28 protein-coding genes are annotated in these 25,234 nt (G+C 72.3%); 6 read left to right on the top strand and 22 right to left on the bottom strand.

The window, feature by feature from the left end:
- The 9 genes from trpA to hisI all read right to left on the bottom strand — a co-directional run.
- Nucleotides 1-580 (bottom strand): tryptophan synthase subunit alpha (trpA, locus tag ACS04_RS31865; RefSeq protein WP_048480334.1); only part of this gene is annotated, 580 nt, incomplete at its 3' end.
- The gene (gene trpB / locus ACS04_RS31860) at nt 577-1,830 is read right to left on the bottom strand and encodes a tryptophan synthase subunit beta (RefSeq protein WP_048480333.1); all 1,254 of its coding nucleotides are present in this window, start codon (nt 1,828-1,830) and stop codon (nt 577-579) included. The genes trpA and trpB, both read right to left, overlap by 4 nt.
- 230 nt (nt 1,831-2,060) lie before the next feature.
- Nucleotides 2,061-2,270 (bottom strand): tryptophan biosynthesis modulator TrpM, encoded by a 210-nt coding sequence (gene trpM / locus ACS04_RS31855; protein WP_048480332.1) that lies wholly within the window; start codon nt 2,268-2,270, stop codon nt 2,061-2,063.
- Between the two features lie 7 nt (nt 2,271-2,277).
- Entirely contained in the window at nt 2,278-3,087 is an 810-nt protein-coding gene (trpC, locus tag ACS04_RS31850; RefSeq protein WP_048480331.1) for an indole-3-glycerol phosphate synthase TrpC, read from the bottom strand.
- 172 nt (nt 3,088-3,259) lie between these two features.
- Entirely contained in the window at nt 3,260-3,796 is a 537-nt protein-coding gene (locus tag ACS04_RS31845) for a DUF2752 domain-containing protein (RefSeq protein ID WP_245236649.1), read from the bottom strand.
- A gap of 69 nt (nt 3,797-3,865) precedes the next feature.
- Nucleotides 3,866-4,117, bottom strand: a complete 252-nt coding sequence (locus tag ACS04_RS31840) for an HGxxPAAW family protein (protein WP_048480330.1) — start codon at nt 4,115-4,117, stop codon at nt 3,866-3,868.
- A 115-nt stretch (nt 4,118-4,232) separates the two neighbouring features.
- Nucleotides 4,233-4,889, bottom strand: coding sequence for a TIGR02234 family membrane protein (locus tag ACS04_RS31835; protein WP_048480329.1), 657 nt, complete (start codon nt 4,887-4,889; stop codon nt 4,233-4,235).
- A gap of 14 nt (nt 4,890-4,903) precedes the next feature.
- The gene (locus ACS04_RS31830; RefSeq protein WP_048480328.1) at nt 4,904-6,394 is read right to left on the bottom strand and encodes an anthranilate synthase component I; all 1,491 of its coding nucleotides are present in this window, start codon (nt 6,392-6,394) and stop codon (nt 4,904-4,906) included.
- On the bottom strand, nt 6,384-6,776 hold the full coding sequence (gene hisI / locus ACS04_RS31825) for a phosphoribosyl-AMP cyclohydrolase (RefSeq protein ID WP_048480327.1): 393 nt from the start codon (nt 6,774-6,776) through the stop codon (nt 6,384-6,386). The genes ACS04_RS31830 and hisI overlap by 11 nt, the downstream gene beginning before the upstream one ends.
- 83 nt (nt 6,777-6,859) lie before the next feature.
- Here hisI and ACS04_RS31820 point away from each other — a divergent pair, with 83 nt between their 5' ends.
- On the top strand, nt 6,860-7,492 hold the full coding sequence (locus tag ACS04_RS31820; protein ID WP_048480326.1) for a TIGR03085 family metal-binding protein: 633 nt from the start codon (nt 6,860-6,862) through the stop codon (nt 7,490-7,492).
- 175 nt (nt 7,493-7,667) lie between these two features.
- The gene (locus ACS04_RS31815; RefSeq protein ID WP_048480325.1) at nt 7,668-8,135 is read left to right on the top strand and encodes a single stranded DNA-binding domain-containing protein; all 468 of its coding nucleotides are present in this window, start codon (nt 7,668-7,670) and stop codon (nt 8,133-8,135) included.
- 81 nt (nt 8,136-8,216) lie between these two features.
- On the opposite strand, the gene hisF is transcribed toward ACS04_RS31815, so the two are convergent.
- Genes hisF through hisD form a run of 8 tightly spaced genes read right to left on the bottom strand, consistent with a single transcriptional unit; the run spans nt 8,217 to nt 13,942 of the window.
- Entirely contained in the window at nt 8,217-8,972 is a 756-nt protein-coding gene (gene hisF, locus ACS04_RS31810) for an imidazole glycerol phosphate synthase subunit HisF (RefSeq protein ID WP_048480324.1), read from the bottom strand.
- Nucleotides 8,969-9,367: a RidA family protein gene (locus ACS04_RS31805; protein ID WP_048480323.1), complete on the bottom strand. Its 399-nt coding sequence runs from the start codon at nt 9,365-9,367 to the stop codon at nt 8,969-8,971. Before ACS04_RS31805 ends, hisF begins: the two co-directional genes overlap by 4 nt.
- Nucleotides 9,364-10,095: a bifunctional 1-(5-phosphoribosyl)-5-((5-phosphoribosylamino)methylideneamino)imidazole-4-carboxamide isomerase/phosphoribosylanthranilate isomerase PriA gene (gene priA / locus ACS04_RS31800; protein ID WP_048480322.1), complete on the bottom strand. Its 732-nt coding sequence runs from the start codon at nt 10,093-10,095 to the stop codon at nt 9,364-9,366. The genes ACS04_RS31805 and priA overlap by 4 nt, the downstream gene beginning before the upstream one ends.
- Entirely contained in the window at nt 10,095-10,745 is a 651-nt protein-coding gene (gene hisH, locus ACS04_RS31795; RefSeq protein WP_048480321.1) for an imidazole glycerol phosphate synthase subunit HisH, read from the bottom strand. The genes priA and hisH overlap by 1 nt, the downstream gene beginning before the upstream one ends.
- Entirely contained in the window at nt 10,742-10,909 is a 168-nt protein-coding gene (locus tag ACS04_RS38745) for a hypothetical protein (protein WP_048480320.1), read from the bottom strand. The genes hisH and ACS04_RS38745 overlap by 4 nt, the downstream gene beginning before the upstream one ends.
- A 2-nt stretch (nt 10,910-10,911) precedes the next feature.
- A complete protein-coding gene (hisB, locus tag ACS04_RS31785; RefSeq protein WP_048480319.1) occupies nt 10,912-11,505 on the bottom strand; it encodes an imidazoleglycerol-phosphate dehydratase HisB in 594 nt (197 codons plus the stop codon).
- A complete protein-coding gene (locus tag ACS04_RS31780) occupies nt 11,502-12,623 on the bottom strand; it encodes a histidinol-phosphate transaminase (RefSeq protein WP_048480318.1) in 1,122 nt (373 codons plus the stop codon). Before ACS04_RS31780 ends, hisB begins: the two co-directional genes overlap by 4 nt.
- Nucleotides 12,620-13,942: a histidinol dehydrogenase gene (hisD, locus tag ACS04_RS31775; RefSeq protein WP_048480317.1), complete on the bottom strand. Its 1,323-nt coding sequence runs from the start codon at nt 13,940-13,942 to the stop codon at nt 12,620-12,622. The genes ACS04_RS31780 and hisD overlap by 4 nt, the downstream gene beginning before the upstream one ends.
- A gap of 124 nt (nt 13,943-14,066) precedes the next feature.
- Here hisD and ACS04_RS31770 point away from each other — a divergent pair, with 124 nt between their 5' ends.
- The 3 genes from ACS04_RS31770 to ybaK all read left to right on the top strand — a co-directional run bounded on the left by ACS04_RS31770 (nt 14,067) and on the right by ybaK (nt 16,991).
- Nucleotides 14,067-15,668, top strand: coding sequence for a hypothetical protein (locus ACS04_RS31770; protein WP_048480316.1), 1,602 nt, complete (start codon nt 14,067-14,069; stop codon nt 15,666-15,668).
- Nucleotides 15,669-15,731: 63 nt separating this feature from the next.
- Nucleotides 15,732-16,472 carry an LON peptidase substrate-binding domain-containing protein gene (locus ACS04_RS31765; protein WP_048480315.1) on the top strand — a complete coding sequence of 247 codons (741 nt, stop codon included), beginning with the start codon at nt 15,732-15,734 and terminating at the stop codon, nt 16,470-16,472.
- A 27-nt stretch (nt 16,473-16,499) separates the two neighbouring features.
- Nucleotides 16,500-16,991 (top strand): Cys-tRNA(Pro) deacylase, encoded by a 492-nt coding sequence (gene ybaK / locus ACS04_RS31760; RefSeq protein WP_048480314.1) that lies wholly within the window; start codon nt 16,500-16,502, stop codon nt 16,989-16,991.
- 40 nt (nt 16,992-17,031) lie between these two features.
- Here ybaK and ACS04_RS31755 read toward each other — a convergent pair whose 3' ends face one another.
- The 4 genes from ACS04_RS31755 to ACS04_RS31740 form a co-directional block, all read right to left on the bottom strand.
- Nucleotides 17,032-17,712 carry a DUF2567 domain-containing protein gene (locus tag ACS04_RS31755; RefSeq protein ID WP_078865563.1) on the bottom strand — a complete coding sequence of 227 codons (681 nt, stop codon included), beginning with the start codon at nt 17,710-17,712 and terminating at the stop codon, nt 17,032-17,034.
- 110 nt (nt 17,713-17,822) lie between these two features.
- Nucleotides 17,823-18,680, bottom strand: a complete 858-nt coding sequence (locus ACS04_RS31750) for an ABC transporter permease (RefSeq protein WP_078865562.1) — start codon at nt 18,678-18,680, stop codon at nt 17,823-17,825.
- Nucleotides 18,677-19,675: an ABC transporter ATP-binding protein gene (locus ACS04_RS31745; protein ID WP_048480313.1), complete on the bottom strand. Its 999-nt coding sequence runs from the start codon at nt 19,673-19,675 to the stop codon at nt 18,677-18,679. The genes ACS04_RS31750 and ACS04_RS31745 overlap by 4 nt, the downstream gene beginning before the upstream one ends.
- A 130-nt stretch (nt 19,676-19,805) precedes the next feature.
- Nucleotides 19,806-21,113, bottom strand: a complete 1,308-nt coding sequence (locus tag ACS04_RS31740; protein WP_078865560.1) for an NYN domain-containing protein — start codon at nt 21,111-21,113, stop codon at nt 19,806-19,808.
- A 223-nt stretch (nt 21,114-21,336) separates the two neighbouring features.
- On the opposite strand from ACS04_RS31740, the gene ACS04_RS38740 reads away from it, so the two are divergent.
- A complete protein-coding gene (locus ACS04_RS38740; RefSeq protein ID WP_167352613.1) occupies nt 21,337-21,504 on the top strand; it encodes a hypothetical protein in 168 nt (55 codons plus the stop codon).
- 106 nt (nt 21,505-21,610) lie between these two features.
- On the opposite strand, the gene dnaE is transcribed toward ACS04_RS38740, so the two are convergent.
- Nucleotides 21,611-25,153, bottom strand: a complete 3,543-nt coding sequence (gene dnaE / locus ACS04_RS31735) for a DNA polymerase III subunit alpha (RefSeq protein ID WP_048480311.1) — start codon at nt 25,151-25,153, stop codon at nt 21,611-21,613.
- Nucleotides 25,154-25,234 lie beyond the last annotated feature (81 nt).

Genomic DNA, 25,234 nt, shown 5'->3' with positions numbered 1-25,234 from the left:
TGCCGACGGATTCGCGGGTGCCGGTGACGCCCATCAGCGAGGCGGCGTAGACGAAGCCGGAACCGGCGGCCGTGATGGTCGCCAGGCGTTCGTCCTTGCTGCTGGGAGCGACGACGAAGACGGTCGCGAGGTTGTGTTGGTCGGCGTGCTCGCGCCACAGGGCGGATTCCTGGACGGGCAGGTCGGGCAGGATGCAGCCCGCGCCGCCCGCCGCGGCGAGTTCGGCGGTGAAGCGTTCCACGCCGTAGCGGTCGATCGGGTTCCAGTACGTCATCACCAGCACCGGCGCCCCGGTCGCCGCGTGTGCCTCGCGCACGGTGCGCAGGACGTCGGCGATCTTGACGCCGCCGCGCAGGGCGATGTCGTCGGCGGTCTGGATGATCGCGCCGTCCAGGACCGGGTCGCTGTGCGGGAGGCCGACCTCGACCACGTCCGCGCCGCCCGCGATGACGGCCTTGACGGCCTCGATGGCGCCGTCGACGGTGGGGAACCCGGCCGGGAGGTAGGCGACCAGGGCCGCGCGGTCCTCGGACTTGGCCTTGGCGAGGGTGGCCGACAGGAGTTCGATGTTGCCGCTCACTTGGTCTCCCCCTCGCAGGCGTCGGTGTCGTACAGGTGGAAGTAGCGGGCGGCGGTGTCCATGTCCTTGTCGCCGCGGCCGGAGAGGTTGACCACGATCAGTCCGTCGGTGCCGAGTTCGCGGCCGAGGTCGAGGGCGCCGGCGAGGGCGTGGGCGGACTCGATGGCGGGGATGATGCCCTCGGTGCGGGAGAGCAGGCGCAGGGCCTGCATCGCCGCGTCGTCGGTGACGGCCCGGTACTCGGCGCGGCCGGTGTCCTTGAGGTGGGAGTGTTCGGGGCCGATGCCGGGGTAGTCCAGGCCGGCGGAGATGGAGTAGGGCTCGGTGATCTGGCCTTCCTCGTCCTGCAGGACGTAGGAGCGGGAGCCGTGCAGGATGCCGGGTTCGCCCGCGGTCAGGGTGGCGGCGTGTTCGCCGGTCTCGACGCCGTGGCCGGCGGGTTCGAAGCCGACCAGGCGGACGTCGGTGTCGGGGAGGAAGGCGTGGAAGAGGCCGATGGCGTTGGAGCCGCCGCCCACGCAGGCCGCGACCGCGTCGGGCAGGCGGCCGGTGCGTTCCAGGATCTGGCGGCGGGCCTCGACGCCGATGACGCGGTGGAAGTCGCGGACCATGGCGGGGAAGGGGTGGGGGCCGGCGACGGTGCCGAAGAGGTAGTGGGTGCGGTCCACGTTGGCGACCCAGTCGCGGAACGCCTCGTTGATGGCGTCCTTGAGGGTGCGCGAGCCGGACTTGACGGCGATGACCTCGGCGCCGAGCATCCGCATGCGGGCCACGTTCAGGGCTTGGCGCCGGGTGTCGATCTCGCCCATGTAGACGGTGCATTCGAGGCCGAAGAGGGCGCAGGCGGTGGCGGTGGCGACGCCGTGCTGGCCGGCTCCGGTCTCGGCGATGACGCGGGTCTTGCCCATGCGCTTGGTGAGCAGGGCCTGCCCCAGCACGTTGTTGATCTTGTGGGAGCCGGTGTGGTTGAGGTCCTCGCGCTTGAGGAAGATCCGGGCACCGCCGGCGTGCCCGGCGAAGCGGGGAACCTCGGTCAGGGCGCTGGGCCGGCCGGTGTAGTTGACCATCAGGTCGTTGAGTTCGGCGGTGAAGGCCGGGTCGCCCTTGGCCTTCTCGTACTCGACGGCGACCTCGTCCACCGCGGCGACCAGCGCCTCCGGGATGAACTTGCCGCCGAAGTCACCGAAGTAACCCTCGGCGTTCGGGGTGTGACCCTCCGGGTCCGGAATGAAGAACGAGTTGCTGGACATGGCCAGTACTCCTACGGGTGCGATGGGATGGATGCACCGTATTGCGCCGTGGGCCCGTCGCGCGCGCACCCCGCTGCGGGGGTGGGGCGCGTACGGGCGCAGCGGTCCGTGCCCGGGGCCGGCGGCCCGGGGCGGGGACCGTGAGCGAGCACCGTACGTGCGGGGCGGTACGCCCGCCACCGTCAGAAGGAGACGGCGGCGTCAGGCGTGCCGGACCGCGACGGTCCTCGTCACAGCGCGCCTGCGGTGCGCCATCGCATGCCGTTGACCTGACCGGGCTCGGAGCCGATCACGTACCGGACCCGCCGCCCGTGGACGCGCCGGGCCGGGGCGCGGCAGCCGCGGGGGCGGCAGCCGCGCGCCAGGGGCGCGTGCGCCGTCGGCACGCCGGCCGGGCCGGGGCCCGGTCGGGTGCGGACGGTGGGGCGGTTGGGGGCCATGGGACGGTCAGCTCCGTCCATGGCGCAGGGCGGGGTGGGCGCCGGCGGCGACGAGGTCGGCCACGGCCGCCTTCGGGTCGCGTCCGGTCACCAGGGACTCCCCGACGAGGACGGCGTCGGCGCCCTCGTTGGCGTAGGCGATCAGGTCGTGCGGCCCGCGGATGCCGGACTCGGCGACCTTGACGATGTGGGGCGGGATCTCGCCTACGACGCGCTCGAAGGTGGAGCGGTCGACCTTTAGGTCCTTGAGGTTGCGGGCGTTGACACCGATGATCTTGGCACCGGCCGCGACCGCGCGCTCGATCTCGTCCTCGTCGTGGACCTCGACGAGCGGGGTGAGGCCGATGGACTCGGCCCGCTCGATCAGGGAGACGAGGGCCTCCTGCTCCAGGGCCGCGACGATGAGCAGCACGAGGTCGGCGCCGTAGGCGCGGGCCTCCCACAGCTGGTACGCCGTGACGATGAAGTCCTTGCGCAGGATCGGGATGTCCACGCGTGCGCGGACGGCCTCCAGGTCGGCCAGCGAGCCGCCGAAACGGCGCTGCTCGGTGAGGACGGAGATGACCGCCGCACCTCCCGCCTCGTAGTCGGCGGCGAGCCCGGCCGGATCCGCGATCGCGGCCAGCGCGCCCTTGGAGGGGCTGGAGCGCTTGACCTCGCAGATCACCTTGACGCTGTCGCCGCGCAGGGCAGCGACGCCGTCCTTGGCCTGGGGCGCCTTGGCGGCACGCTCCTTGAGCTCGTCGAGGCTCACGCGGGCCTGCCGTTCGGCAAGGTCTTCGCGGACCCCTTCGATGATCTCGTCGAGCACACTCACGCGAGCGGCCCCCTTCCGGGTCGATGACGGTCGGCCGCCTTGCAGACACGTACAACTGCAAGGTCAGCAATCAAATGGTATCCGCAGGAGGCCTTGCCCTCCGCACGCGGTTGACGGCGTCCCATGGAATGGACATTCGGAATCCGGGATTCATAAGGGAATCTCCAGGTCCTCACGGGGCCAGCGCGGCTCCGAACGGCAGGTTTCGGACCACCGCGAAGACCAGGGCCAGCGTTCCGAGGGCCCACCAGTACGGCCGCCGCAGGGCGAAGCGCGGGGTCGGACCGCCGCGGTAGGCGCGAACCAGCCACAGGATCATGAAGCCGGCGAAGGCGAAGTAGCCGGCGACGGCCAGGGCATTTGCCCCCAAAGCGGTGGTCAGGTCGCCGTGGGCGAAGGCGTGCGCACTGCGCAGACCGCCACATCCGGGGCACAGGATTCCGGTGACCCGGAATAGCGGGCAGACCGGATAGTGGCCGGGTTCATTGGGATCCACGGTGCCCACGTACGCAAACGCCAGCCCCGCCGCGGCCAGCGTCAGCCCCGGCCGGGCCAGGCGCCGCAGGCGGCTCTGGCCGGGTACGGGGGCGGCCGCGGGCGCAGCCACGGCCACGGCCACGGCCACGGGAGCGGGCGCAGGCGCCGGCGCGGGCTCCGGCGGCACGGGAGCCACGGGCGGCACGGCGGAGGGGCTGTGAGGGGCGTCCACGCGCTGATTGTCTCCGCTCATGACAAAAGGCGCAGCCCAACGGGGCCGCGCCTTTCGGGTGTGCACCGGTCAGACCTTGGCGGCGGCCTTGTTGGAGGCGATGACGACGGCCAGGTCCTCGTGGGCGGCCTTCGGCATGCCCATGCCCGCAGCCTTCATCGCCAGACCGACCACACCGCCGAGCGCGACGACGACGAGACCGGCCCAGAACCCGAGCGGGTTGGCGAGCACCATGAAGGCGCCGGAGATGCAGAAACCGATGAAGGCGATGATGACACCGGTCCAGGCGGCCGGGGTGTGTCCGTGGCTAGTGCCCGCCATGAGTTGCTCCTCGTTTGCTCTGTCGCAGGGGGTTCAGAAGACGCAGGGTGTTCGGAGAGCACTGCTTGCGTCGATTGCTCGGTGCTCATTGTCCCGCACCGGGCGGCATGCGTGGTCAGCGGGTGGGGTCCTCACCGCGGTCCAGGGCCTTCCACAGGTCCTCGGGCCGGTCCGGGTCCACCACGGCCGCCTTGCGGGGCCGGGGGCTGCCGTCCCGCTCGTAGCGGCCGCCCATCGCGGGCCAGCGGCTTGCGAACCGCAGGGCCAGCAGTCCCGCGAGCAGGATCAGCGCCCCGCCGGCGGCCGTGACATACGGCCAGGCCGTGTGGGTCAGCGCCCCCACCTGCGCCGCGGTGTCCGCCGTCGTACGGGCGGCCTGCGCGTCCAGCGCCTGCCGGTCGTCCGCGGCCAGTACGGCGGCCAGCGCCGCGCCCAGGCCGCTCAGCGCGAGCAGCGCGGAGACCAGGAGCCGGCTCCTGCCGCGTACGGCGAACACGGCCACCAGGGCCGCGAGGCCCACGATGGCCAGGGCGGCCGGCAGCCCGGTGACGGCGCGCCCGTCCGCGGTCAGCGGCAGCGAGCCGCCCCCCACGGCGGCGGTGCCCCGGGCCCAGACGCGGCCGGAGGCGAGCAGGACGACGCTGGCGCCGAGCGCGCCGAGCAGCAGGGCGACGGCCACGCTGCGGCGGCCGCCGCGGCCGTCGGGGGCCTGCGGGGCGTCGGGGGCGTCGGCGTCGTTTCGGGGTGGGGGTACGGCACTCACGTACCCCACTATCCCCTACCGCGTCACGCGCCGTTCAGCCGGTTCGCCGCTCCCACCGCGCGCAGCACGGCGGCCGCCTTGTTGCGGCACTCCAGGTCCTCCAGCTCGGGCACCGAATCCGCGACGACCCCCGCGCCCGCCTGCACGTACGCCGTGCCGTCGCGCAGCAGCGCCGTGCGGATGGCGATGGCCGTGTCGGAGTCCCCGGCGAAGTCGAGGTAGCCGACGCAGCCGCCGTACAGGCCGCGCCGGGTGGGTTCCAGCTCCTCGATGATCTGCATGGCGCGCGGCTTGGGCGCGCCCGAGAGGGTGCCGGCCGGGAAGCAGGCGGTCAGCACGTCGAAGGCGGTGCGGCCCTCGGCGACCCGCCCGGTGACGGTCGAGACGATGTGCATGACGTGCGAGTACCGCTCGATCGACATGAAGTCGACGACCTCGACCGATCCCGGCTCGCAGACCCGGCCCAGGTCGTTGCGGCCCAGGTCTACGAGCATCAGGTGCTCGGCGCGCTCCTTGGGGTCGGCCAGCAGCTCCTCGGCTAGCTCGTGGTCCTCCTGCGGGGTGGCCCCGCGGTGGCGGGTGCCGGCGATCGGGTGGACCATGGCCCGCCCGTCCTCGACCTTGACCAGGGCCTCCGGGCTGGAGCCGACGACGTCGAAGCCGTTCTCGAAGCGGAACAGGTACATGTACGGGGACGGGTTGGTGGCCCGCAGCACCCGGTAGACGTCCAGCGCGGAGGCGGCGCAGGGGGTCTCGAACCGCTGCGAGGGCACCACCTGGAAGGCCTCGCCGGCCCGGATCCGCTCCTTGACGTCCTCGACGGCCTCCTGGTACTTCTCGCCGCCCCACAGCGCCGAGAACTGTGGGAGCTCGGAGGCGGGCAGCGGGGTGGGCGTGTACGGGGCGGGCCGCGCGAGGTCGGCCTCCATCGCGTCGAGCCGGGCCACGGCGTCCGCGTACGCCTCGTCCACGCCGGTGTCGAGGTCGTTGTGGTTGATGGCGTTGGCGATGAGCTGGACCGTGCCGTCCCAGTGGTCCATGACCGCCAGGTCGGAGGTGAGGAGCATGGTCAGCTCGGGAAGCCGCAGGTCGTCGGTGGTGTGCTCGCCGATGCGCTCCAGGCGGCGCACGATGTCGTAGCCGAGGTAGCCGACCATGCCACCGGTGAAGGGCGGCATCCCGGCGGCGAGGTCGCGGGGCGTGTGCAGGGCCTGGACGGTGGCGCGCAGGGCTTCGAGCGGGTCGCCGTCGGTGGGGACGCCGACCGGCGGGGTCCCGATCCAGTGCGCGCGGCCGTCGCGGACGGTCAGCGTGGAGGCGCTGCGCACGCCGACGAAGGAGTAGCGGGACCAGGAGCGGCCGTTCTCCGCGGACTCCAGGAGGAAGGTGCCCGGGCGTTCGGCGGCCAGCTTGCGGTAGAGCCCGACGGGGGTGTCACCGTCGGCCAGGAGCTTGCGGCTCACGGGGATGACGCGGCGGTCCGCCGCGAGCTTGCGGAACGTCTCAAGATCCATGGGGTGGGACCCTACCTGCCTGCTCGGCCAGCGGAAGGACATCGGCGTCGAAGCACGTCCGGTCGCCGGTGTGACAGGCGGCGCCGACCTGGTCCACCTTGACGAGGAGGGTGTCGCCGTCGCAGTCGAGGGCCACGGACTTCACGTGCTGGACGTGGCCGGACGTGTCCCCCTTCACCCAGTACTCCCGGCGGCTGCGGGACCAGTACGTGCAGCGGCCGGTGGTCAGGGTGCGGTGCAGGGCCTCGTCGTCCATCCAGCCGAGCATGAGCACCTCGCCGGTGTCGTACTGCTGGGCGATGGCCGGGACCAGACCGTCCGCGGAGCGCTTGAGCCGGGCGGCGATGGCGGGGTCGAGGGAGGACGTACTCATGGGGGCCATTGTGCCGCGCCCGGGGGCCTCGACGGATCACCGTCCGCCTGATGAGCGGGCGAAGCGGGACCGCCGGTCGTAGGGTGACCCCCATGTCTACCCATGCGAAGCGCGAACGCCTGCTGCTGGCGGACCTGTTGGAGGCCGCGGGACCGGAGGGGCCGACGCTGTGCCACGGCTGGCGGGCCCGGGAACTGGCGGCTCACGTGGTGGTCCGGGAGCGCCGCCCGGACGCGGCGGGCGGCCTGCTGCTGAACGTCCTGAAGGACCGGCTGGACAAGGTGATGGCCGAGTACGCGGCCAAGCCGTACGAGGAACTGATCCAGCTGATCCGGACCGGGCCGCCGAAGATGTCCCTGTACTCGCTGAAGCAGATCGACGAGGCGGCCAACGCGGTGGAGTTCTACGTCCACGCCGAGGACGTCCGGCGCGCCCAGCCGGACTGGTCGCCGCGCACGCTGGACCCGGTGTTCTCGGACGCCCTGTGGTCCCGCCTGGAGAAGCTGGCCCGCCTCACCGGCCGGCGCTCCCCGGTGGGCCTGGTGCTGCGCCGCCCCGACGGCCAGACGGCGGTGGCGCACAAGGGCACCCCGGTGGTGACGGTCACCGGCGAGCCGGGGGAGCTGACCCTCTTCTGCTTCGGCCGCCAGGACGCGGCCGCGGTAGAACTGGACGGGCCGAAGGAGGCCGTCGCCCGGCTGACGACGGCGAAGCTCGGCATCTGAGGCGCGGGGGCTCCGGGGCGGGCGCCGCGGAGCCCCGGTGGCCCCGGTACCGCCGGGCCGGTGAAAACGGGCATGGCGCCCCGGGGTGAAAGGTTTCCGCGCTCCGCCCCTCCCTACGCTCCGTCACGGATGCCGACCGGTTCGGTGTCGTCACCGTGGAAGGAACGGAAACCCCATGCGTCTTCGCACCACTGCCGCCGCGCTCGCCGGAGCCCTCGCCTTGGTCCTCCCCGCCGGAGCCCAGGCGTTCGCCGACGACGGCAAGGTCCTGGACTACGTGTACGTCGACCCGCAGAACGCCGAGAAGAACGCCCAGGTCAAGGACGTCGGCGCGGACCAGTGTCACGCGCTGCCGTCCGCCTCCTCGCAGGTCCTCGAAGTCGTGAACAGGACCGACTCGACGGCCCTGATGTTCGAGGACGCGGCGTGTGAGGGCGAGCCGGTCGCCACCCTGCAGCCCGGTGACAAGGCCGGCGACTTCCACGCCGCCGCGGTGGTCTTCCGTCAGATGCGCGACGAGCAGCAGACGGACAAGCAGGAGAAGCCGCAGGCGTCGCAGGAGCAGATGCCGCGGGAGCAGATGCCGCAGGAGCAGGCGCCGGAGATGCAGGGCGACTCCGACTCCTTCGACGACTTCCGCTAGGACCTCCGCGAGCGCCCGCCCGTCCGGCCGGGGACCGGGGGGATCCCCCCGCGCCGCCCCGGCCGGGCGGGCCGGCGACGGTCAGCGGACCGGGTGACCCGCCTCGCGCAGCGTTTCCTTGACCTGGCCGATCCGCAGGTCGCCGAAGTGGAACACCGAGGCGGCGAGCACCGCGTCGGCGCCGGCCGCGACCGCCGGGGCGAAGTGCTCCAGCTTGCCGGCCCCGCCCGAGGCGATCACCGGGACCGTGACGTGCCTGCGCACCGCCGCGATCATCTCGGTGTCGTACCCGTCCTTGGTGCCGTCGGCGTCCATCGAGTTCAGCAGGATCTCCCCGGCGCCCAGCTCGGCCGCCCGGTGCGCCCACTCGACGGCGTCCATGCCGGTGCCCTGGCGGCCGCCGTGCGTGGTGACCTCGAAGGAGCCGGTGGCGGTGCGGCGGGCGTCGACGGACAGGACGAGCACCTGGCGGCCGAACCGCTCCGCGATCTCCCGGATCAGCTCGGGCCGGGCGATGGCCGCGGTGTTCACGCCGACCTTGTCGGCGCCGGCCCGCAGCAGCTTGTCCACGTCCTGCGCGGTGCGGACGCCGCCGCCCACGGTCAGCGGGATGAAGACCTGCTCGGCGGTCCGGCGCACCACGTCGTACGTGGTCTCGCGGTTCCCGGAGGACGCGGTGATGTCGAGGAAGGTCAGCTCGTCGGCGCCCTCGGCGTCGTACAGCTTGGCCATCTCCACCGGGTCGCCGGCGTCCCGCAGGTTCTGGAAGTTGACTCCCTTGACGACGCGGCCGTTGTCCACGTCGAGGCAGGGGATCACGCGTACGGCGAGGGTCATGCGGACTCCTCCTCCCGTACCGGGCCGTACGCCTCGACCTCGACCTCGACGACCATCGACGGGTCGACGAAGCCGGAGACGATCAGCATCGTCGCGGCGGGCCGGACGGCGTCGAAGAGGATCTTGTGGGCGCGGCCCACCTCGTCCACGTCGCGGGCGTGGGTGAGGTACATGCGGGTGCGCACCACGTCCTCGGGCCCGAGTCCGACCTGGGCGAGGGCCTTGAACGCGACGCCGAACGCGGCGACGGTCTGGTCGTACGGACCGCCCGCGTCGCCGGCGGTGCAGCCGGAGACGAGCACGAGACCGTGCGGGAGCTGCACGGCGCGGGAGTAGCCGATCACGTCCTCGTAGGGGCCGCCGGAAGAGATGCGGCGCGGCAGGTCGGAGTTCATGCGGAGACCACCTTCAGGGCTTCTTCCAGGGTGAAGGCCTTCGCGTACAGGGCCTTGCCGACGATCGCGCCCTCGACGCCCGCCGGCACCAGGGCGGCCAGCGCCCGCAGGTCGTCCAGCGAGGAGATGCCGCCGGAGGCCACGACCGGCCTGTCGGTGGCGGCGCAGACGTTCTTCAGCAGCTCCAGGTTGGGGCCGGTCAGCGTGCCGTCCTTGCCGATGTCGGTGACGACGTAGCGGGCGCAGCCCTCGGAGTCCAGGCGCGCGAGGGTCTCGTAGAGGTCCCCGCCCTCGCTGGTCCAGCCGCGGCCCTTGAGTGTCGTGCCGCGCACGTCGAGCCCGACCGCGATCCTGTCCCCGTGCTCGGCGATGGCCTTGGCGGCCCACTCGGGGGTCTCCAGGGCGGCGGTGCCGAGGTTGACGCGGGTGCAGCCGGTGGCGAGGGCCGCGGCGAGCGAGGCGTCGTCGCGGATGCCGCCCGACAGCTCGACCTTGATGTCCATGGCGCCGGTGATCTCGGCGACGAGGGCGCGGTTGTCACCGGTGCCGAAGGCGGCGTCGAGGTCGACGAGGTGGAGCCACTCGGCGCCGGACGCCTGCCAGGCGAGGGCGGCCTGGAGCGGCGACCCGTACGAGGTCTCGCTGCCGGACACCCCGTGCACGAGGCGGACGGCCTGGCCGTCGCGGACGTCGACGGCGGGCAGCAGTTCCAGCTTGCTGGCGGTCATCAGAGGGTCTCGATCCAGTTGGTGAGGAGCTGGGCTCCGGCGTCGCCGGACTTCTCGGGGTGGAACTGGGTGGCCCACAGGGCCCGGTTCTCCACCGCCGCGACGAAGGGTTCGCCGTGCGTGGCCCAGGTGACCCGGGGGGCGCGGATGGCCGGGTTGGTGACCTCCAGCTCCCAGCTGCGGACCGCGTACGAGTGCACGAAGTAGAACCTGGAGCCGGCGTCCAGGCCCTTGAAGGCCTGGCTGTCGGCCGGGGCGTCCACGGTGTTCCAGCCCATGTGGGGCACGACCGGGGCGCGCAGCGGCTCGACGGTGCCGGGCCACTCGTCGAGGCCCTCCGTCTCCACGCCGTGCTCGATGCCGCGCTCGAAGAGGATCTGCATGCCCACGCAGATGCCCATGACGGGCCGCCCGCCGGAGAGCCGGCGGCCGATGATCCAGTCGCCGCGGGCCTCCTTGAGTCCCTGCATGCAGGCGGAGAAGGCCCCGACACCTGGGACGAGCAGCCCGTCGGCGTCCATGGCCTTGTCGTAGTCGCGAGTGATCTCCACGTCCGCGCCGACCCGCGCCAGCGCGCGCTCCGCGGAACGTACGTTTCCGAAGCCGTAGTCGAAGACCACGACCGTCTTGGTCGGTCGGGCTGCGCTCATTCCCAGATCCCTTGGATTCGCAGGACTCCCGCCGCGAGGCACATCGCGGAGGCGAGGGCCAGCAGGACGACGACCGACTTGGGCATCTTCTGCTTCTGGAAGGAGTAGACGCCGCCGGCCAGGAAGAGGCCGAAGACGATGAGGATGGTGTTCAGGCCGTTCACTGCTAGAGGGCGCCCTTCGTGGAGGGCAGGATCCCGGCGGCGCGCGGGTCGAACTCCGCCGCGTAGCGCAGGGCGCGGGCGAGGGCCTTGAACTGGCACTCCACGATGTGGTGGGCGTTGCGGCCGTACGGGACGTGGATGTGCAGGGCGATCTGGGCCTGCGCGACGAAGGACTCGAAGATGTGCCGGGTCATCGTCGTGTCGTACTCGCCGATCATCGGCGCCATGTTCTCGGGCTCGGTGTGCACGAGGTACGGGCGGCCCGACAGGTCGACGGTCACCTGGGCGAGGGACTCGTCGAGCGGCACGGTGCAGTTGCCGAAGCGGTAGATGCCGACCTTGTCGCCGAGGGCCTGCCTGAAGGCGGCGCCGAGGGCGAGGGCGGTGTCCTCGATGGTGTGGTGGCTGTCGATGTGCAGGTCGCCGTCCGTCTTGACCGTGAGGTCGAAGAGGCCGTGGCGGCCGAGCTGGTCGAGCATGTGGTCGTAGAAGCCCACGCCCGTCGAGACGTCGACCTTGCCGGTGCCGTCGAGGTTTATCTCGACGAGGACCGAGGTCTCCTTCGTGGTCCGTTCGACCCGTCCGATGCGGCTCATGCGTGCTGCTCCTTCTTCAGTGCGCGAACCGCTTCCAGGAACGCGTCGTTCTCTGCCGGGGTGCCGGCGGTGACCCGCAGCCAGCCCGGTACGCCGTTGTCCCTGACCAGGACACCCTGGTCGAGGATCTTCCGCCAGGCGGTGGGCGAGTGCGCGAACTTCCCGAACTGGATGAAGTTCGCGTCGGACTCGGTGACCTCGTAGCCGATGGCCCGCAGCTCGGTGACCAGGCGGTCCCGCTCGGCCTTGAGCTGTTCGACGTAGCCGAGCAGGGTGTCGGTGTGCTCCAGGGCGGCCAGCGCGGTCGCCTGGGTGACGGCCGACAGGTGGTACGGCAGCCGCACGAGCTGCACGGCGTCGACCACGGCCGGGTGCGCGGCCAGGTAGCCCAGGCGCAGCCCGGCGGCGCCGAAGGCCTTGGACATGGTCCGGGAGACCACCAGGTTCGGCCTGCCCTCGATCAGCGGCAGGAGCGAGTCCCGGTGGCTGAACTCCACGTACGCCTCGTCCACGATGACCAGGGAGGGCTTGGCCGCCTGCGCCGCCTCGTAGAGCGCGAGGACGGTCTGCGCCCCGACCGCGGTACCCGTGGGGTTGTTGGGCGAGGTGATGAAGACGACGTCGGGCGCGCTCTCGGCGATCGCCCGCTCGGCCGCCTCCACGTCGATGGTGAAGTCCTCCCGGCGCGGGCCGGAGATCCAGCCCGTGCCGGTGCCGCGCGCGATGAGCGCGTGCATGGAGTAGGAGGGCTCGAAGCCGATCGCGGTCCGGCCCGGCCCGCCGAAGGTCTGGAGCAGCTGCTGGATGACCTCGTTGGAGCCGTTGGCGGCCCAGACGTTCTCCAGCGCGACCGGGTGCTTGCCGGTGCGGGTGAGGTACGCGGCCAGCTCGGTCCGCAGCTCGACCGCGTCCCGGTCGGGGTAGCGGTTGAGGGTGCGGGCGGCCTCGGCGACCCGCTCGGCGATCCGCGCGACGAGCTCGGCGGGGAGCTCGTACGGGTTCTCGTTGGTGTTCAGCTGGACGGGCACGTCGAGCTGCGGGGCGCCGTACGGGGTCTTGCCGCGCAGCTCGTCCCGGATGGGGAGGTCGTCGATGCCGACCTGGTCGTACGAGGTCACGTGAGGGGCACCTTCCACCCGAAGCGCGCCTTGAGGGCCGCGCCGTGCGCGGGCAGGTCCTCGGCCTCGGCGAGGGTCACCACGTGGTGGGTGACCTCGGCGAGGGCGTCGCGCGTGTAGTCGACGATGTGGATGCCGCGCAGGAAGGACTGGACGGACAGGCCGGAGGAGTGGCAGGCGCAGCCGCCGGTCGGCAGCACGTGGTTCGAGCCGGCGCAGTAGTCGCCGAGGGAGACCGGGGCCCACGGGCCGACGAAGATCGCGCCGGCGTTGCGCACGCGGGCGGCCCAGGCGGCGGCGTCGGCGGTCTGGATCTCCAGGTGCTCGGCGCCGTACGCGTCGACGACCTTGAGGCCGTCCTCCAGGCTGTCGACCAGCACGATCGCGGACTGCTTGCCCGCGAGCGCCGGCTTGATCCGGTCCTCGACGTGCTTGGTGGCGGCGACCTGCGGCGCCAGCTCGCGTTCGACGGCGGCCGCGAGCTCCTGCGAGTCCGTCACGAGCACGGCGGCGGCCAGCGGGTCGTGCTCGGCCTGGCTGATCAGGTCGGCGGCGACGTGCACCGGGTCGGCCGTGGAGTCCGCGAGGACCGCGATCTCGGTGGGGCCGGCCTCGGTGTCGATGCCGATGCGGCCGGTGAAGTAGCGCTTGGCGGCGGCCACCCAGATGTTGCCGGGGCCCGTCACCATGTTGACCGGGAGGCAGTCCTCCGTGCCGTACGCGAACATCGCGACGGCCACGGCTCCGCCGGCCGCGTACACCTCGTCCACACCGAGCAGCGCGCACGCGGCGAGGATCGTCGGGTGCGGCAGCCCGCCGAACTCCTTCTGCGGCGGGGACGCGAGCGCGATCGACTCGACGCCCGCCTCCTGCGCCGGGACGACGTTCATGACGACGGAGGACGGGTACACGGACCGGCCGCCCGGGGCGTACAGACCCACGCGCTCGACCGGAACCCACTTCTCGGTCACGGTTCCGCCGGGGACCACCTGGGTGGTGTGCTCACCGCGGCGCTGCTCGCGGTGGACGATGCGGGCGCGCCGGATCGACTCCTCCAGTGCGGCCCGCACGGCCGGGTCGAGCTCGTCGAGGGCGGTCTTGAGGGCCTCGGCGGGGACCCTGACCTGCTCCAGCGTGACGCCGTCGAACTTCTGGGCGTACTCGATCAACGCCGCCGTGCCGCGATGATGGACGTCCTCGCAGATGGGCCGCACCTTCTCCAGGGCGGCTTCCACGTCGAACTCGGCACGGGGCAGCAGATCGCGCAGGGCGCCACCCTCGGGGAGGGCGTCACCGCGCAGGTCGATACGAGAGATCACCTCCCAATTCTCTCAGACCGCCTCCCGCCACCGTCCGCCCGTATCACTGGCTGATACACGCCCCGGATGTCACAGGCGCCCACTAGCGTTCCCTTACACGTATGCACAGCGGAGGGGGGCCGCCATGGCGGAGGCACGGCCGGGCGAGCAACCCGCGGATCTCACCGATCCCGAGCGGCGCATGTGGCAGGCGTACCGGACGGGCACCGTCTGCGATCTCAGCGCCCGCGCCGCAAACGAGGACGATCCGCACGACAGCGGGCGGACGTGGGGCCCCGGGCGCAGCGTCCGCGCCCAGGTCGTGGCGCTCCTGCTGCTGCACGGTCCGCCGCCGGTGCCGGGCCGGGTGGCCTCGCTGAAGCTGCGCGGGGTGCGGATCACGGGTCGGCTCGACCTGTCCGGCGGGACCGTGCAGCCGTACGTCGAACTCCAGTCCTGTCGCTTCGACAGTGAGATCCAGCTGTCCGAGACCCGGTTCATCACCCTCCGCATGATCAACTGCGCGATACCCCGGCTGGACGCCTCCCGGCTGCACACCGAGGGCGATCTGCACCTGCCGCGCTGCCGCGTGGCCCGCGGGATCCGGCTGACCGACGCGCAGATCGGCACCGACCTGCTGATCAGCCAGGCCGTGGTGCGCTGGGACAACAAGGGCCGGGCCATCGCCGCGGACGGGATGTCGGTCGCGCAGGACTTCCAGGGGGAGCTGCTGGAGACGGACGGGGAGGTGAGCCTGCGCGGCGCGAAGGTCGGCGTGTCGATGAACCTGCGGGGGGCCCGGCTGCGCAATCCGCAGGGGCGGCGCGCGCTGAACGCCCCGCAGCTGACCGTCGAGCGGACCCTGTACCTGACCTCGATCGCCCTGGACTACGTCCCCGGCGACTCCGGCTCCTCCACTCCCCCGTACGGGCTGGGCCAGACGCCCACGCGCGGGCAGCGGGCCCAGCGCTTCGAGTGCCGGGGCGGGCTGCGCCTGGACGACGGCCGCTTCGGCGACGCCGTCGACTTCTACGGCGCCCGGTTCGTCCTGGCCGAGGAGCAGGAGGTCTCGCTGCGCCGGATCCAGACCCCGGAGCTGCGGTTCGTCGGGGAGCGGCCGGAGGCGGGGCGGGTGGTGCTGTCGGGGGCCAAGGTGGTCAAGCTGGTCGACACCTCCACCAGCTGGCCCGGCCCCGGCGGGGTCTCGATGGAGGGGTTCGCGTACGAGAACCTGGCCCCCCGCGGCCACTTCCCGCTGGCCCGCCGGCTCGACTGGGTGGCGGCGGCCACCCCGGAGTACTCGCCGGAGCCGTACGAGCGGCTGGCCTCCGTCCTGCGCGCCAGCGGCGAGGACGCGGACGCCCGCGAGGTGCTGCTGGCCAAGCAGCGCCGGCGCCGGGCCACCCTGCCGACGGCGCTCAAGGCCTGGGGGTACCTCCAGGACTGGACGGTGGCGTACGGGTACCGCCCGGGGCGGGCGGCGCTGTGGATGGCGGTGCTGTGGGCGGCGGGCGGGCTGCTGTTCTCCCGGCACGAACCACCCCCGATCAAGGCGGACGAGCACCCGCACTGGGACGCCGCCCTGTACGCCCTGGACCTCCTGCTCCCGGTGATCGATCTCGGCCAGGACGGCCAATGGGACATGCGGGGGGCCTGGCAGTGGGGCTCGGCGGCGCTGGTGCTGCTGGGCTGGACCCTGGCGACGACGGTGGCGGCGGGCGCCTCACGGCTGCTCAGGCGCGGCTGACCCCGGAGGGGTGCGGACAACTGAGGTGACAGCCCCGGGCCCCCGGCCACTACCCTGTGCCTCGTGACCTCCGTTCGCCTGCCCCTCTTCCCGCTGAACACGGTGCTGTTCCCGGGACTCGTCCTCCCGCTGAACGTGTTCGAGGAGCGTTATCGCGCCATGATGCGCGAGCTGCTGAAGACCGGCGACGAGGAGCCGCGCCGTTTCGCGGTCGTGGCGATCCGCGACGGCCGGGAGGTCGCGCCGACCGCGCCGGGCCTGCCGGACCAGACGGCGCTGCCCGAGCGGGGCCCGACGGCGGGCTTCGGCCCGGACCCCGCCCAGGCCTTCCACCGGGTGGGCTGCATCGCGGACGCGGCCACGATCCGGGAGCGGGAGGACGGCAGCTTCGAGGTGCTCGCCACCGGTACCGCGCGGGTGCGCCTGCTGTCGGTGGACGCCTCGGGCCCGTACCTGGTCGCGGAGCTGGAGGAACTGCCGGAAGACGCGGGCGAGGGCGCGGGCGCGCTGGCGGAGGGGGTCCTGCGGGCCTTCCGGAACTACCAGAAGCGGCTGGCGGGCGCCCGGGAGCGGTCCCTGGCCTCGGCGGCGGAGCTGCCGGACGAGCCGTCGGTGGTCTCGTACCTGGTGGCGGCCGCGGCCGTACTGGACATCCCGGCGAAACAGCGGCTGCTCCAGGCACCGGACACCGCGACGCGGCTCGCGGAGGAACTGAAGCTGCTGCGCGCGGAGACGGCCGTCATCCGCCACCTGCCGTCGCTGCCGGCGGTGGACCTGACGCGTACGCCGACGAGCCCGAACTGATGGCGGAAGACTGATGGCGAAGGACTGATGGCGAAGAAGAAAGCCCCTGCGGGGACCCCGGCGATCGCCGCCCTGAACTCCGCCCGGGCGCAGTTCACGGTGCACGCGTACGAGCACGACCCGGCGCACCCCTCGTACGGCGAGGAGGCGGCCCAGGCCATGGGGGTCTCCCCCGACCGGGTCTTCAAGACGCTGGTCGCGGAGGTGGACGGCGTGCTGACGGTGGCGGTGGTCCCGGTCTCGGGGAGCCTGGACCTGAAGGCGCTCGCGACCGCCGTCTCGGGGAAGCGGGCGGCGATGGCCGACCCGGCGCTGGCGGAGCGCACGACGGGCTACGTACGGGGCGGCATCTCCCCGCTGGGCCAGCGCAAGCGGCTGCGGACGGTGGTGGACGAGTCGGCGGGGGCGCACGCCACGATCTGCGTCTCGGCGGGCCGCCGGGGCCTGGAGGTGGAACTCGCGCCCGCCACCCTGGCGACGCTGACGGACGCCACCGTGGCGCCGATCGCCCGCGCCTAGGCAGTGTCCAGCGGGGTCCGCCGGGCGGGACCCCGGGCGGTCAGCCCCTCGGGGGCTCCGGCGCGGCCGGGTCCGAGGAGTCCGCCGCCGGGGCGGGAGACCCGTGGACGTGGGGCGGGGGGTAGACCCCCGGTTCGGGGCCGGGGCCGGACGGGTCCGGGTCGTGCGGGGTCCACAGGGCCGTCAGGCCGAGGTGGACGGCCACGGCGACCATCGGCCAGACCAGCAGCACCCCCTGCGCCAGCACCTGGAGCGGCGCGTCGAAGGCCACGCCCTTGCCCGCCTTCGCGGCGGCGGCGGCCACGTCCGAGGACGGCCCGAGCCACAGCCCCGTCCGCCACCCCACCAGGGAGGCGAAGCAGGACCCGATCATCAGCCCGATGACCAGCGGGACGCCGCCGCGGCGGCGCCACAGGAACACGAAGACGGCGCTCAGCAGGCCGAAGCCCAGCGACAGCAGGAAGAACGTCCCGTCGGCCCCGATCCGCGATTCGCTCTCGGAGTTCTTCAGGAAGACGGCCTCGCCGTTCGAGACGTACTGCGCCTTCGGCGCCAGCCACGCCCACAGCACTCCGAGGAGCACCCCGGCCACCCCGATCACCAGGGCCACGGCGGCCCCGTCGCGGATGTCCGCGGGGGTGATGCCCCCGGCGGAGCCGCCCGGCTTCTCGGACGGCAGCGGCGGTTCGTGCGGGGAGGGTGTGGTCAGGGCTTCGGTCACCCCCACATCGTGCCAGGTGCCGACGGAGCCGACATCAGCAGGACCGCCCTGCGGCGACCATCCGGCGATCGCCCGGCGCCGGCCCGGGGATCACCCCGGGGAGCGCCGCTTCAGCGGACGGCCGCCCGCCGGTACGCCCAGGTCGCGACGGCCAGCGAGAGCACGCCCACGGCCCCGCACACCCCGAGGTCCAGGACGACCGCCGCCCAGTCGGGATGCGGTGCGAACGTACGGGCGAAGGCCTCCACCCCGTACGTGGACGGCAGCAGGTCCCGCGCCCACACGATCACGTCCGGCATCCGCTCCGGCGGCAGCACCCCCAGCAGCAGCGCCGCAGACATGCCGAGCTGCCCGGCCAGCGTGGCCAGCTCCTGCCGCGGCGCCAGCAGCCCGAGCGCCGCCCCCAGCCCGGCCAGCGCGGCCCCGGCCAGCGGCACCACCGCGGCCAGGATCCACAGCCCGCCCATCGGCAGCCCGAACAGCAGGCATCCGAACACCGCCGTCACCAGCGTGCCCGGCAGGGTGAAGGAGGCGTACGCGGCGGCGGCGCCCAGCACCACGGAGGCGGGCGGCACGGGCAGCGTGGCGTAGTGGTCCAGGCCGCCTCCGGCGCGCAGCTGCCCGAAGTGCTGGGCGAGCAGGTTCAGCGCGACGAAGGCGACGACCAGCACGGAGGAGCCGGCGACGACGGCGCGGGCCTCCGAGCCGCCGTCCACCACGCCCCGCATCAGGATCATGATCCCGACGGACTGGAAGGTGGCCACGAACAGCAGCGGGATCCGCGACACCCGGGCCCGTGACAGCTGCGCCCGGTAGACGGCGGCCAGCGCGGGCAGCAACCGCGCCCGCGGGGCCAGGGGCGCCGCGGGGCGGGGCGCGGGGCCGCTCGCAGCGGCCTCGGACACCGGCGGCGGCTCCGGCGCGGGCCCGACGGCCTGCGCCAGCGCGCCGGACGAGCGCTCGCTCATGACTTCACCAGCCCTTTCGTCTTCCCGCCGAGGGCGAGGTACACGTCCTCCAGGCTGGGTGTCGCCAGGGTGAAGTCGTCGAGGGCCGCGAAGGCCGGGCCGCCCGTGACCGCGGCCACCGCGGCGCGCGCCTCGTCCGGTGCCAGCCGCATCACCCAGCGGCGTCCCGACACGACGGCGTCCCCGGCCAGCCGCGCGACCTCGGGCAGGTCCAGCGGAGCGCTCTCGCGCCACACCAGCTCCAGCCGGACCTCGCCGGAGACCCGCGCCTTCAGCCCGGCCGGTGAATCGCAGGCGATGACCCGGCCCTGGTCGATGACGGCGACCCGGTCCAGGACGGTCTCGGCCTCGATGACGTTGTGCGTGACGAGCAGGACGGTGGCCCCGTGCCGGGCGCGGCGCCGGTCGACGGCCGCCCACACGGCCCGCCGGGCCACGGGGTCCATGCCGGTCGTGGGCTCGTCGAGGACCAGCACCGGCCGCTGTCCGACCAGCGCGGCGGCGACGCACGCCAGCCGCCGCTGCCCTCCGGAGAGCTTCTTCAGGGGCCGCCCGGCGATCGCGGTCAGCCCGAGCTCCTCCAGTACGGCGTCCCGCTCGGCCCGCGCCGCGCGCAGGTCGAGCCCGCGCAGCCGTCCCGTGGTCTCGGCGGCCAGTGCGACGGTGAGCTCGTCGAGGGCGGTGGACTCCTGCCCGAGGTAGGCGAGCAGCCGGGCCGCCCGCTCGGGGTGGCGTACGAGGTCGTGGCCGAGCAGGGTCACGGAGCCGGAGTCGGGCCGCATCAGGCCGGTGAGCTGGCGGACCAGGGTGGACTTGCCGGCGCCGTTGGGGCCGAGGAGGCCGAAGATCTCGCCGCGCCTCACGTCCAGGCAGATCCCGTCGGTGGCGCGGGTCTCGGGCAGGGCGGGAGCCCCGCGCCGTCCCCGTACCGCGGGATACGTTTTGACCAGGTCACGCACCGCGCAGACCACGTCCGAGTCCGCGTCCGCGGCCACTGCCGTGTTCGGTTGTGCTGCTGCTGTGCCCGTACTCACGAGGGAGCAGCCTACGCGGCTTTCGTCCGGCCGCCGCCGGGAGGTGCCCCCCACGTCCTGGCCGGCGCCGGTGCCGGCGCCCCGACGGGGGCTACTCGGCCGCCGGCGAGGCCGGTCCCGCGGCCACGGCGGAGGGGGCGCCGGCGACGTGTTCGGCGGCGGCGCGGACGTCGATCTCCCGCCAGAACCCGGCGCGGATGGCGTAGCGGTCGTGCTCGTCGATCTGGTCGTCCTTGTGCGCGAGCAGCCCGAACCGGGCCGCGTAGCGCAGCAGCTCCCCGTCGATGCGGTGCGGGATCCGCGGGTACATCGTGGCGAGCTTCTGCAGGTGGACGGTTTCCGGCAGGCGCTCCATCCAGCGCCGGGCGAACACCTGGCCGACCTCGAAGGGGTCGCCGCCGACGGTGGTGATGTCCTCCTCGCGGTCCGCCCAGCGCTGCTCGGCGCTGGTGAGCTGGGCGAGGGTGGGCAGCGAGGCGGTCTCGGCGGGTTCGCCGAGCGGTCCGGCCCGGTCGATCCAGCCCTTGTCGGAGGACCAGCGCAGGGCGCTGCCGGCCGGGGGCTGGGCGCTGCCGCCGTGGCCGCCCGCGGGACCGGGCTGCTGGCCGGGGGCGCGCAGCGAGCCGGCGAGGTCCTTGGGCGTGGGTACGGCCTTGCCCCCGGCGGCGGGGGCGGGCACGGGGGCGCCGCTCCCTGCGGGCTCGGCGGGTGCGGGGGCCGCGGCGCCGTTGGTCCCGGCGCTGCGGGCGGCCTCGGCGAGGGCCGCCTCGGGCAGCGGGGCGGAGAGGATCGCCGCGATCTCGGGGCGGGGCGCGGGCGGCGGCGCGCACAGTCCGGCGAGGTCCTTGGCGCGGACGGCCCGGGTGATCCAGGCCCGGTCCAGGACGCGGCGTTCGTCGGCCTCGGCGACGAGGTCCTCGGACTGGTTGTAGTCGCCGTCGGCGGCCTGGACGGCCCACAGGTGGACGGCGACCCCGTGCTCCTTGGCGGACATCAGGCCGGGCAGCAGGTCCCCGTCGCCCGTGACGAGGACGACGTCGGAGCAGGCGCGGTTGCGGGCCAGCTCGGTCAGCTCGGCGTGCATGGCGGCGTCCACGCCCTTCTGCGCCCAGCGGCCGTCGCTGCGGGTCAGGGCACCGAGGCGGACGGTGACGCGGGACATGACGCGCAGCCGCCGGTGTTCGGGCTGGGGCACGCGGTCGGGTGCGCCGTCGAACCAGTAGATGCGCAGCAGGGGCTGCTCGGTGTCGGCCTCCGCGCGCTCGCGCAGGCCCTGGATCAGGGCGGCATGGTCGACGGTGATGCGGGAGCGGGAGGGCTCCCCGGCGAGAAGACTGGCGGCGGCGCCCAGCAGATAGCCGGCGTCCACCAGGACGACGCAGCGGTCCACGCGTACCACCCTCTTCCCTGGGGATCCTCTGTGTGTGTCGCGGGTTCCCCGAGTCTGCCCGACCGCAAGGGTGTTGACGGCCGGAACTCGATCATCGGCGTGGCGGATCTCGGACTCGCCCCGGAACGGGGGGCCGGCGACTACGCGGAGTCAAGATCCAAAATGCGCGGTTTGTGGCGTCGTGTGAGGGTGAAGGCGGTCCTGGCCCCTAGACCCTCACGGAGGCTCCACCATGGCCAAGAACAAGAACCGCCAGCACGAACAGAAGCAACAGGCCCGCTCCTCCTCGCAGGATCCGTCGAAGAGCTCGTCGGCATCGGTGTCCGAGCCCTCGGGCGGCGCCCCGAGCCCGATGGACATGGCGCGCAAGGGCAAGCAGAAGAAGTTCGGCCACAACTGACGCCTCCGCGAGCACCACGCACGAGGGCGCGCCCAGAGCTCTGGGCGCGCCCTTCTTCACGTTCCGCTACGGGTGCGGGCCCGTACGAGGCCTCCCGCGACCGGCGCTATCCGGCCAGGCAGGACGGCCCGAGGAGCACCTTGAGGTCACCGAAGAGCGCGGGATCGGGCTGGACCCGGTGCTTGTCGAGGCGCAGCACGGTGGTGGAGCGCGGTCCCTGGAGCTTGATCCGGACCTCGGTGTTGCCCCGGTGGTGCCGCAGGATCTCGCCCAGCCGGGTGACCATCGGAGGAGTGACCTTGACCGTCGGGATGGTGAGGACGACGGGGGCGTTCGTCCCGGCCGAGGAGAGGTCGGGGACCATCATCTCCATGGCGACGAGCCGGGGGACGTCCTCGCGCTTGTCGAGGCGGCCCTTGACGAAGACGACGGTGTCCTCGACCAGCTGCGTGGAGACGAGCTGGTAGGTCGCCGGGAAGAACATGCACTCGATGGAGCCCGCGAGGTCCTCGACGGTGGCGATGGCCCAGGCGTTGCCCTGCTTGGTCATCTTGCGCTGGAGGCCGGAGATGATGCCGCCGATGGTGACGACGGCGCCGTCGGAGTGCTCCCCGCCGGTCAGCTGGGAGATGCCGGCGTCGGTCTTGTCGGAGAGCACGTGCTCCAGGCCGAAGAGCGGGTGGTCGGAGACGTACAGCCCGAGCATCTCGCGCTCCTGCGCGAGCAGGTAGGACTTCTCCCACTCCACGTCGGAGAACTCGACGTCGAGCCCGAAGCCGGGCTCGTCGCCCGCGCCCTCGTCACCCATGGCGCCGAAGAGGTCGAACTGTCCCTCGGCCTCCTTGCGCTTGACCGCGACCACGTTGTCGATCATCGGCTCGTGGTGGGCGACCAGGCCTTTGCGGGTGTGGCCCATCTCGTCGAAGGCGCCGGCCTTGATCAGGGACTCGATGGTGCGCTTGTTGCAGACGACGGCCTCGACCTTGTCCAGGAAGTCGGGGAAGGAGGAGAACTTCCCCTTCGCCTTCCTGGTCTTGATGATCGACTCGACGACGTTCTGGCCGACGTTGCGCACCGCGGTCAGGCCGAAGAGGATCACGTCGTCGCCCTGGGCCGCGAAGTTCGGCTCGGACTCGTTGACGTTCGGCGGGAGCACCTTGATGCCCATGCGCCGGCACTCGTTCAGGTAGATCGCGGACTTGTCCTTGTCGTCCTTGACCGAGGTGAGCAGGCCCGCCATGTACTCGGCCGGGTAGTTCGCCTTCAGGTAGGCGGTCCAGTACGAGACCAGGCCGTACGCGGCGGAGTGGGCCTTGTTGAAGGCGTAGCCGGCGAAGGGGACCAGGACGTCCCACAGCGCCTTGATCGCCGCGTCGCTGAAGCCCTTCTTGCGCGCGCCCTCCTCGAAGATGACGAAGTTCTTCGCCAGCTCCTCGGGCTTCTTCTTGCCCATCACGCGGCGCAGGATGTCGGCCTCGCCGAGCGAGTAGCCGGCGATGATCTGGGCGGCCTTCTGGACCTGCTCCTGGTAGACGATGAGGCCGTAGGTGACGTCCAGGACCTCCCGCAGCGGCTCTTCGAGCTCCGGGTGGATCGGGGTGATCTCCTGCTGCTTGTTCTTGCGCAGGGCGTAGTTCGTGTGCGAGTTCATGCCCATCGGGCCCGGCCGGTACAGGGCCGAGACGGCGGAGATGTCCTCGAAGTTGTCGGGCTTCATCAGGCGCAGCAGGGAGCGCATGGGCCCGCCGTCGAACTGGAAGACGCCGAGGGTGTCGCCGCGGCCGAGCAGTTCGAAGGTCTTGGGGTCGTCGAGCGGCAGGGCCAGGAGGTCGATGTCGATCCCCTTGTTGGCCTTCACCATCTTGACGGCGTCGTCCATGATCGTGAGGTTGCGCAGGCCGAGGAAGTCCATCTTCAGCAGGCCGAGCGACTCGCAGCTCGGGTAGTCCCACTGGGTGATGGTGACGCCGTCGGTGTGCCGCACCCAGACGGGCACGTGGTCGGTGATCGTCTCGCTGGACATGATCACGCCGGCGGCGTGCACGCCCATCTGGCGGACCAGGCCCTCCACACCGCGGGCGGTGTCGATGACCTTCTTCACGTCCGGCTCGTTCTCGTACATCGAGCGGATCTCGCCCGCTTCGCTGTAGCGGGGGTGGGCCGGGTCGAGGATGCCGGAGAGCGGGATGCCCTTGCCGAGGACGTCGGCGGGCATGGCCTTGGTGAGCCGGTCGCCCATGGCGTACGGGTAGCCCAGCACGCGGGCCGAGTCCTTGATCGCGTTCTTGGCCTTGATGGTGCCGTAGGTGCCGATCATGGCCACCTTGTCCTGGCCGTACTTCTCCGTCACGTACCGGATCACCTCGACGCGCCTGCGCTCGTCGAAGTCGATGTCGACATCGGGCATGGAGACGCGCTCGGGGTTCAGGAAGCGCTCGAAGATCAGACCGTGGGTGAGCGGGTCGAGGTCGGTGATGCCCATGGCGTACGCGACGATCGAGCCGGCCGCGGAGCCTCGGCCCGGGCCCACCGCGATGCCCTGGTTCTTGGCCCACATGATGAAGTCGGCGACCACGAGGAAGTAGCCGGGGAAGCCCATCGAGATGATCGTGTCCATCTCGTACTCGGCCTGCTTCATCCGGTCCTCCGGGATGCCTCCCGGGTAGCGGCGGTGCATGCCGCGCATGGTCTCCTCGCGGAACCAGCTGACCTCGGTGTGGCCCTCCGGGATGTCGAACTTCGGCATGAGGTTGCGGAACTTGAACATGCCCTCGGTGTCGATCTGGTCCGCGACCAGCCGCGTGTTGGCGCAGCCCTCCTGCCAGGCGTCCGAGGAGTCGATGGCGTACATCTCGTCGGTCGACTTGAGGTAGTAGCCCGTGCCGTCGAAGCGGAAGCGGTCCGGGTCCGAGAGGTTCTTGCCGGTCTGGATGCACAGCAGGGCGTCGTGCGCGGAGGCCTCGCTCGCGTACGTGTAGTGCGAGTCGTTCGTGACCAGCGGCGGGATGCCGAGCTTCTTGCCGATCTCCAGCAGCCCGTCGCGCACCCGGCGCTCGATCTCGATGCCGTGGTCCATCAGCTCCAGGAAGTAGCGCCCCTCGCCGAAGATGTCCTTGTAGTCGGAGGCCGCCTGCACGGCCTCGTCGAACTGGCCGAGGCGCAGCCTGGTCTGCACCTCGCCGGAGGGGCAGCCGGTGGAGGCGATCAGGCCCTCGGACCACTTGGAGATGGTCTCCTTGTCCATCCGCGGCCACTTCGTGAGCCAGCCCTCGGCGTACGCGTCGGAGGACAGCCGGAAGATGTTGTGCAGGCCGGTGGCGTTGGAGGCCCAGATGGTCTTGTGGGTGTAGCCACCGGAACCGGAGACGTCGTCGCGCTTCTGGTGCGGCTGGCCCCACTGGATGCGCCGCTTGTTGCGCCGGGACTCGGGCGCCACGTACGCCTCGATGCCGATGATCGGCGTGATCCCGGCCTTCTGGGCGGTGTGGAAGAAGTCGTAGGCACCGTGCAGGTTGCCGTGGTCGGACATGGCGATGTGCGTCATGCCCATCTCGTTGCACGCGTTGAACATGTCCTTCAGCCGCGCGGCACCGTCCAGCAGCGAGTACTGGGTGTGGACGTGCAGGTGCGTGAACGGCGGCTTGGTCACGGTGGCAGACCTCCGGGGGGAACGAGGGGGGCAGCCTCGAAGTCTACGTCGGTGGAATGACACGAGCCGGGCACCGACCGG

It is taken from the genome of Streptomyces roseus (assembly GCF_001044425.1).
Classification (GTDB): Bacteria; Actinomycetota; Actinomycetes; order Streptomycetales; family Streptomycetaceae; genus Streptomyces; species Streptomyces roseus.
Note: the sequence above shows the minus strand (reverse complement) of the source record. Positions and strands in the feature narration are given on the sequence as shown.

What these genes read in the sequence shown, in the direction of transcription:
- hisB (WP_048480319.1), bottom strand. Translation starts at nt 11,505, where the DNA reads ATGAGCCGCATCGGACGGGTCGAACGGACCACGAAGGAGACCTCGGTC.
- ACS04_RS31820 (WP_048480326.1), top strand. Translation starts at nt 6,860, where the DNA reads ATGTCTACCCATGCGAAGCGCGAACGCCTGCTGCTGGCGGACCTGTTG.
- priA (WP_048480322.1), bottom strand. Translation starts at nt 10,095, where the DNA reads ATGACCGCCAGCAAGCTGGAACTGCTGCCCGCCGTCGACGTCCGCGAC.
- hisI (WP_048480327.1), bottom strand. Translation starts at nt 6,776, where the DNA reads ATGGCCCCCATGAGTACGTCCTCCCTCGACCCCGCCATCGCCGCCCGG.
- hisH (WP_048480321.1), bottom strand. Translation starts at nt 10,745, where the DNA reads ATGAGCGCAGCCCGACCGACCAAGACGGTCGTGGTCTTCGACTACGGC.
- trpB (WP_048480333.1), bottom strand. Translation starts at nt 1,830, where the DNA reads ATGTCCAGCAACTCGTTCTTCATTCCGGACCCGGAGGGTCACACCCCG.
- ACS04_RS31770 (WP_048480316.1), top strand. Translation starts at nt 14,067, where the DNA reads ATGGCGGAGGCACGGCCGGGCGAGCAACCCGCGGATCTCACCGATCCC.
- ybaK (WP_048480314.1), top strand. Translation starts at nt 16,500, where the DNA reads ATGGCGAAGAAGAAAGCCCCTGCGGGGACCCCGGCGATCGCCGCCCTG.
- hisF (WP_048480324.1), bottom strand. Translation starts at nt 8,972, where the DNA reads ATGACCCTCGCCGTACGCGTGATCCCCTGCCTCGACGTGGACAACGGC.
- ACS04_RS38740 (WP_167352613.1), top strand. Translation starts at nt 21,337, where the DNA reads ATGGCCAAGAACAAGAACCGCCAGCACGAACAGAAGCAACAGGCCCGC.
- trpM (WP_048480332.1), bottom strand. Translation starts at nt 2,270, where the DNA reads ATGGCCCCCAACCGCCCCACCGTCCGCACCCGACCGGGCCCCGGCCCG.
- ACS04_RS31840 (WP_048480330.1), bottom strand. Translation starts at nt 4,117, where the DNA reads ATGGCGGGCACTAGCCACGGACACACCCCGGCCGCCTGGACCGGTGTC.
- ACS04_RS31830 (WP_048480328.1), bottom strand. Translation starts at nt 6,394, where the DNA reads ATGGATCTTGAGACGTTCCGCAAGCTCGCGGCGGACCGCCGCGTCATC.
- ACS04_RS31815 (WP_048480325.1), top strand. Translation starts at nt 7,668, where the DNA reads ATGCGTCTTCGCACCACTGCCGCCGCGCTCGCCGGAGCCCTCGCCTTG.
- ACS04_RS31805 (WP_048480323.1), bottom strand. Translation starts at nt 9,367, where the DNA reads ATGAACTCCGACCTGCCGCGCCGCATCTCTTCCGGCGGCCCCTACGAG.
- ACS04_RS31750 (WP_078865562.1), bottom strand. Translation starts at nt 18,680, where the DNA reads ATGAGCGAGCGCTCGTCCGGCGCGCTGGCGCAGGCCGTCGGGCCCGCG.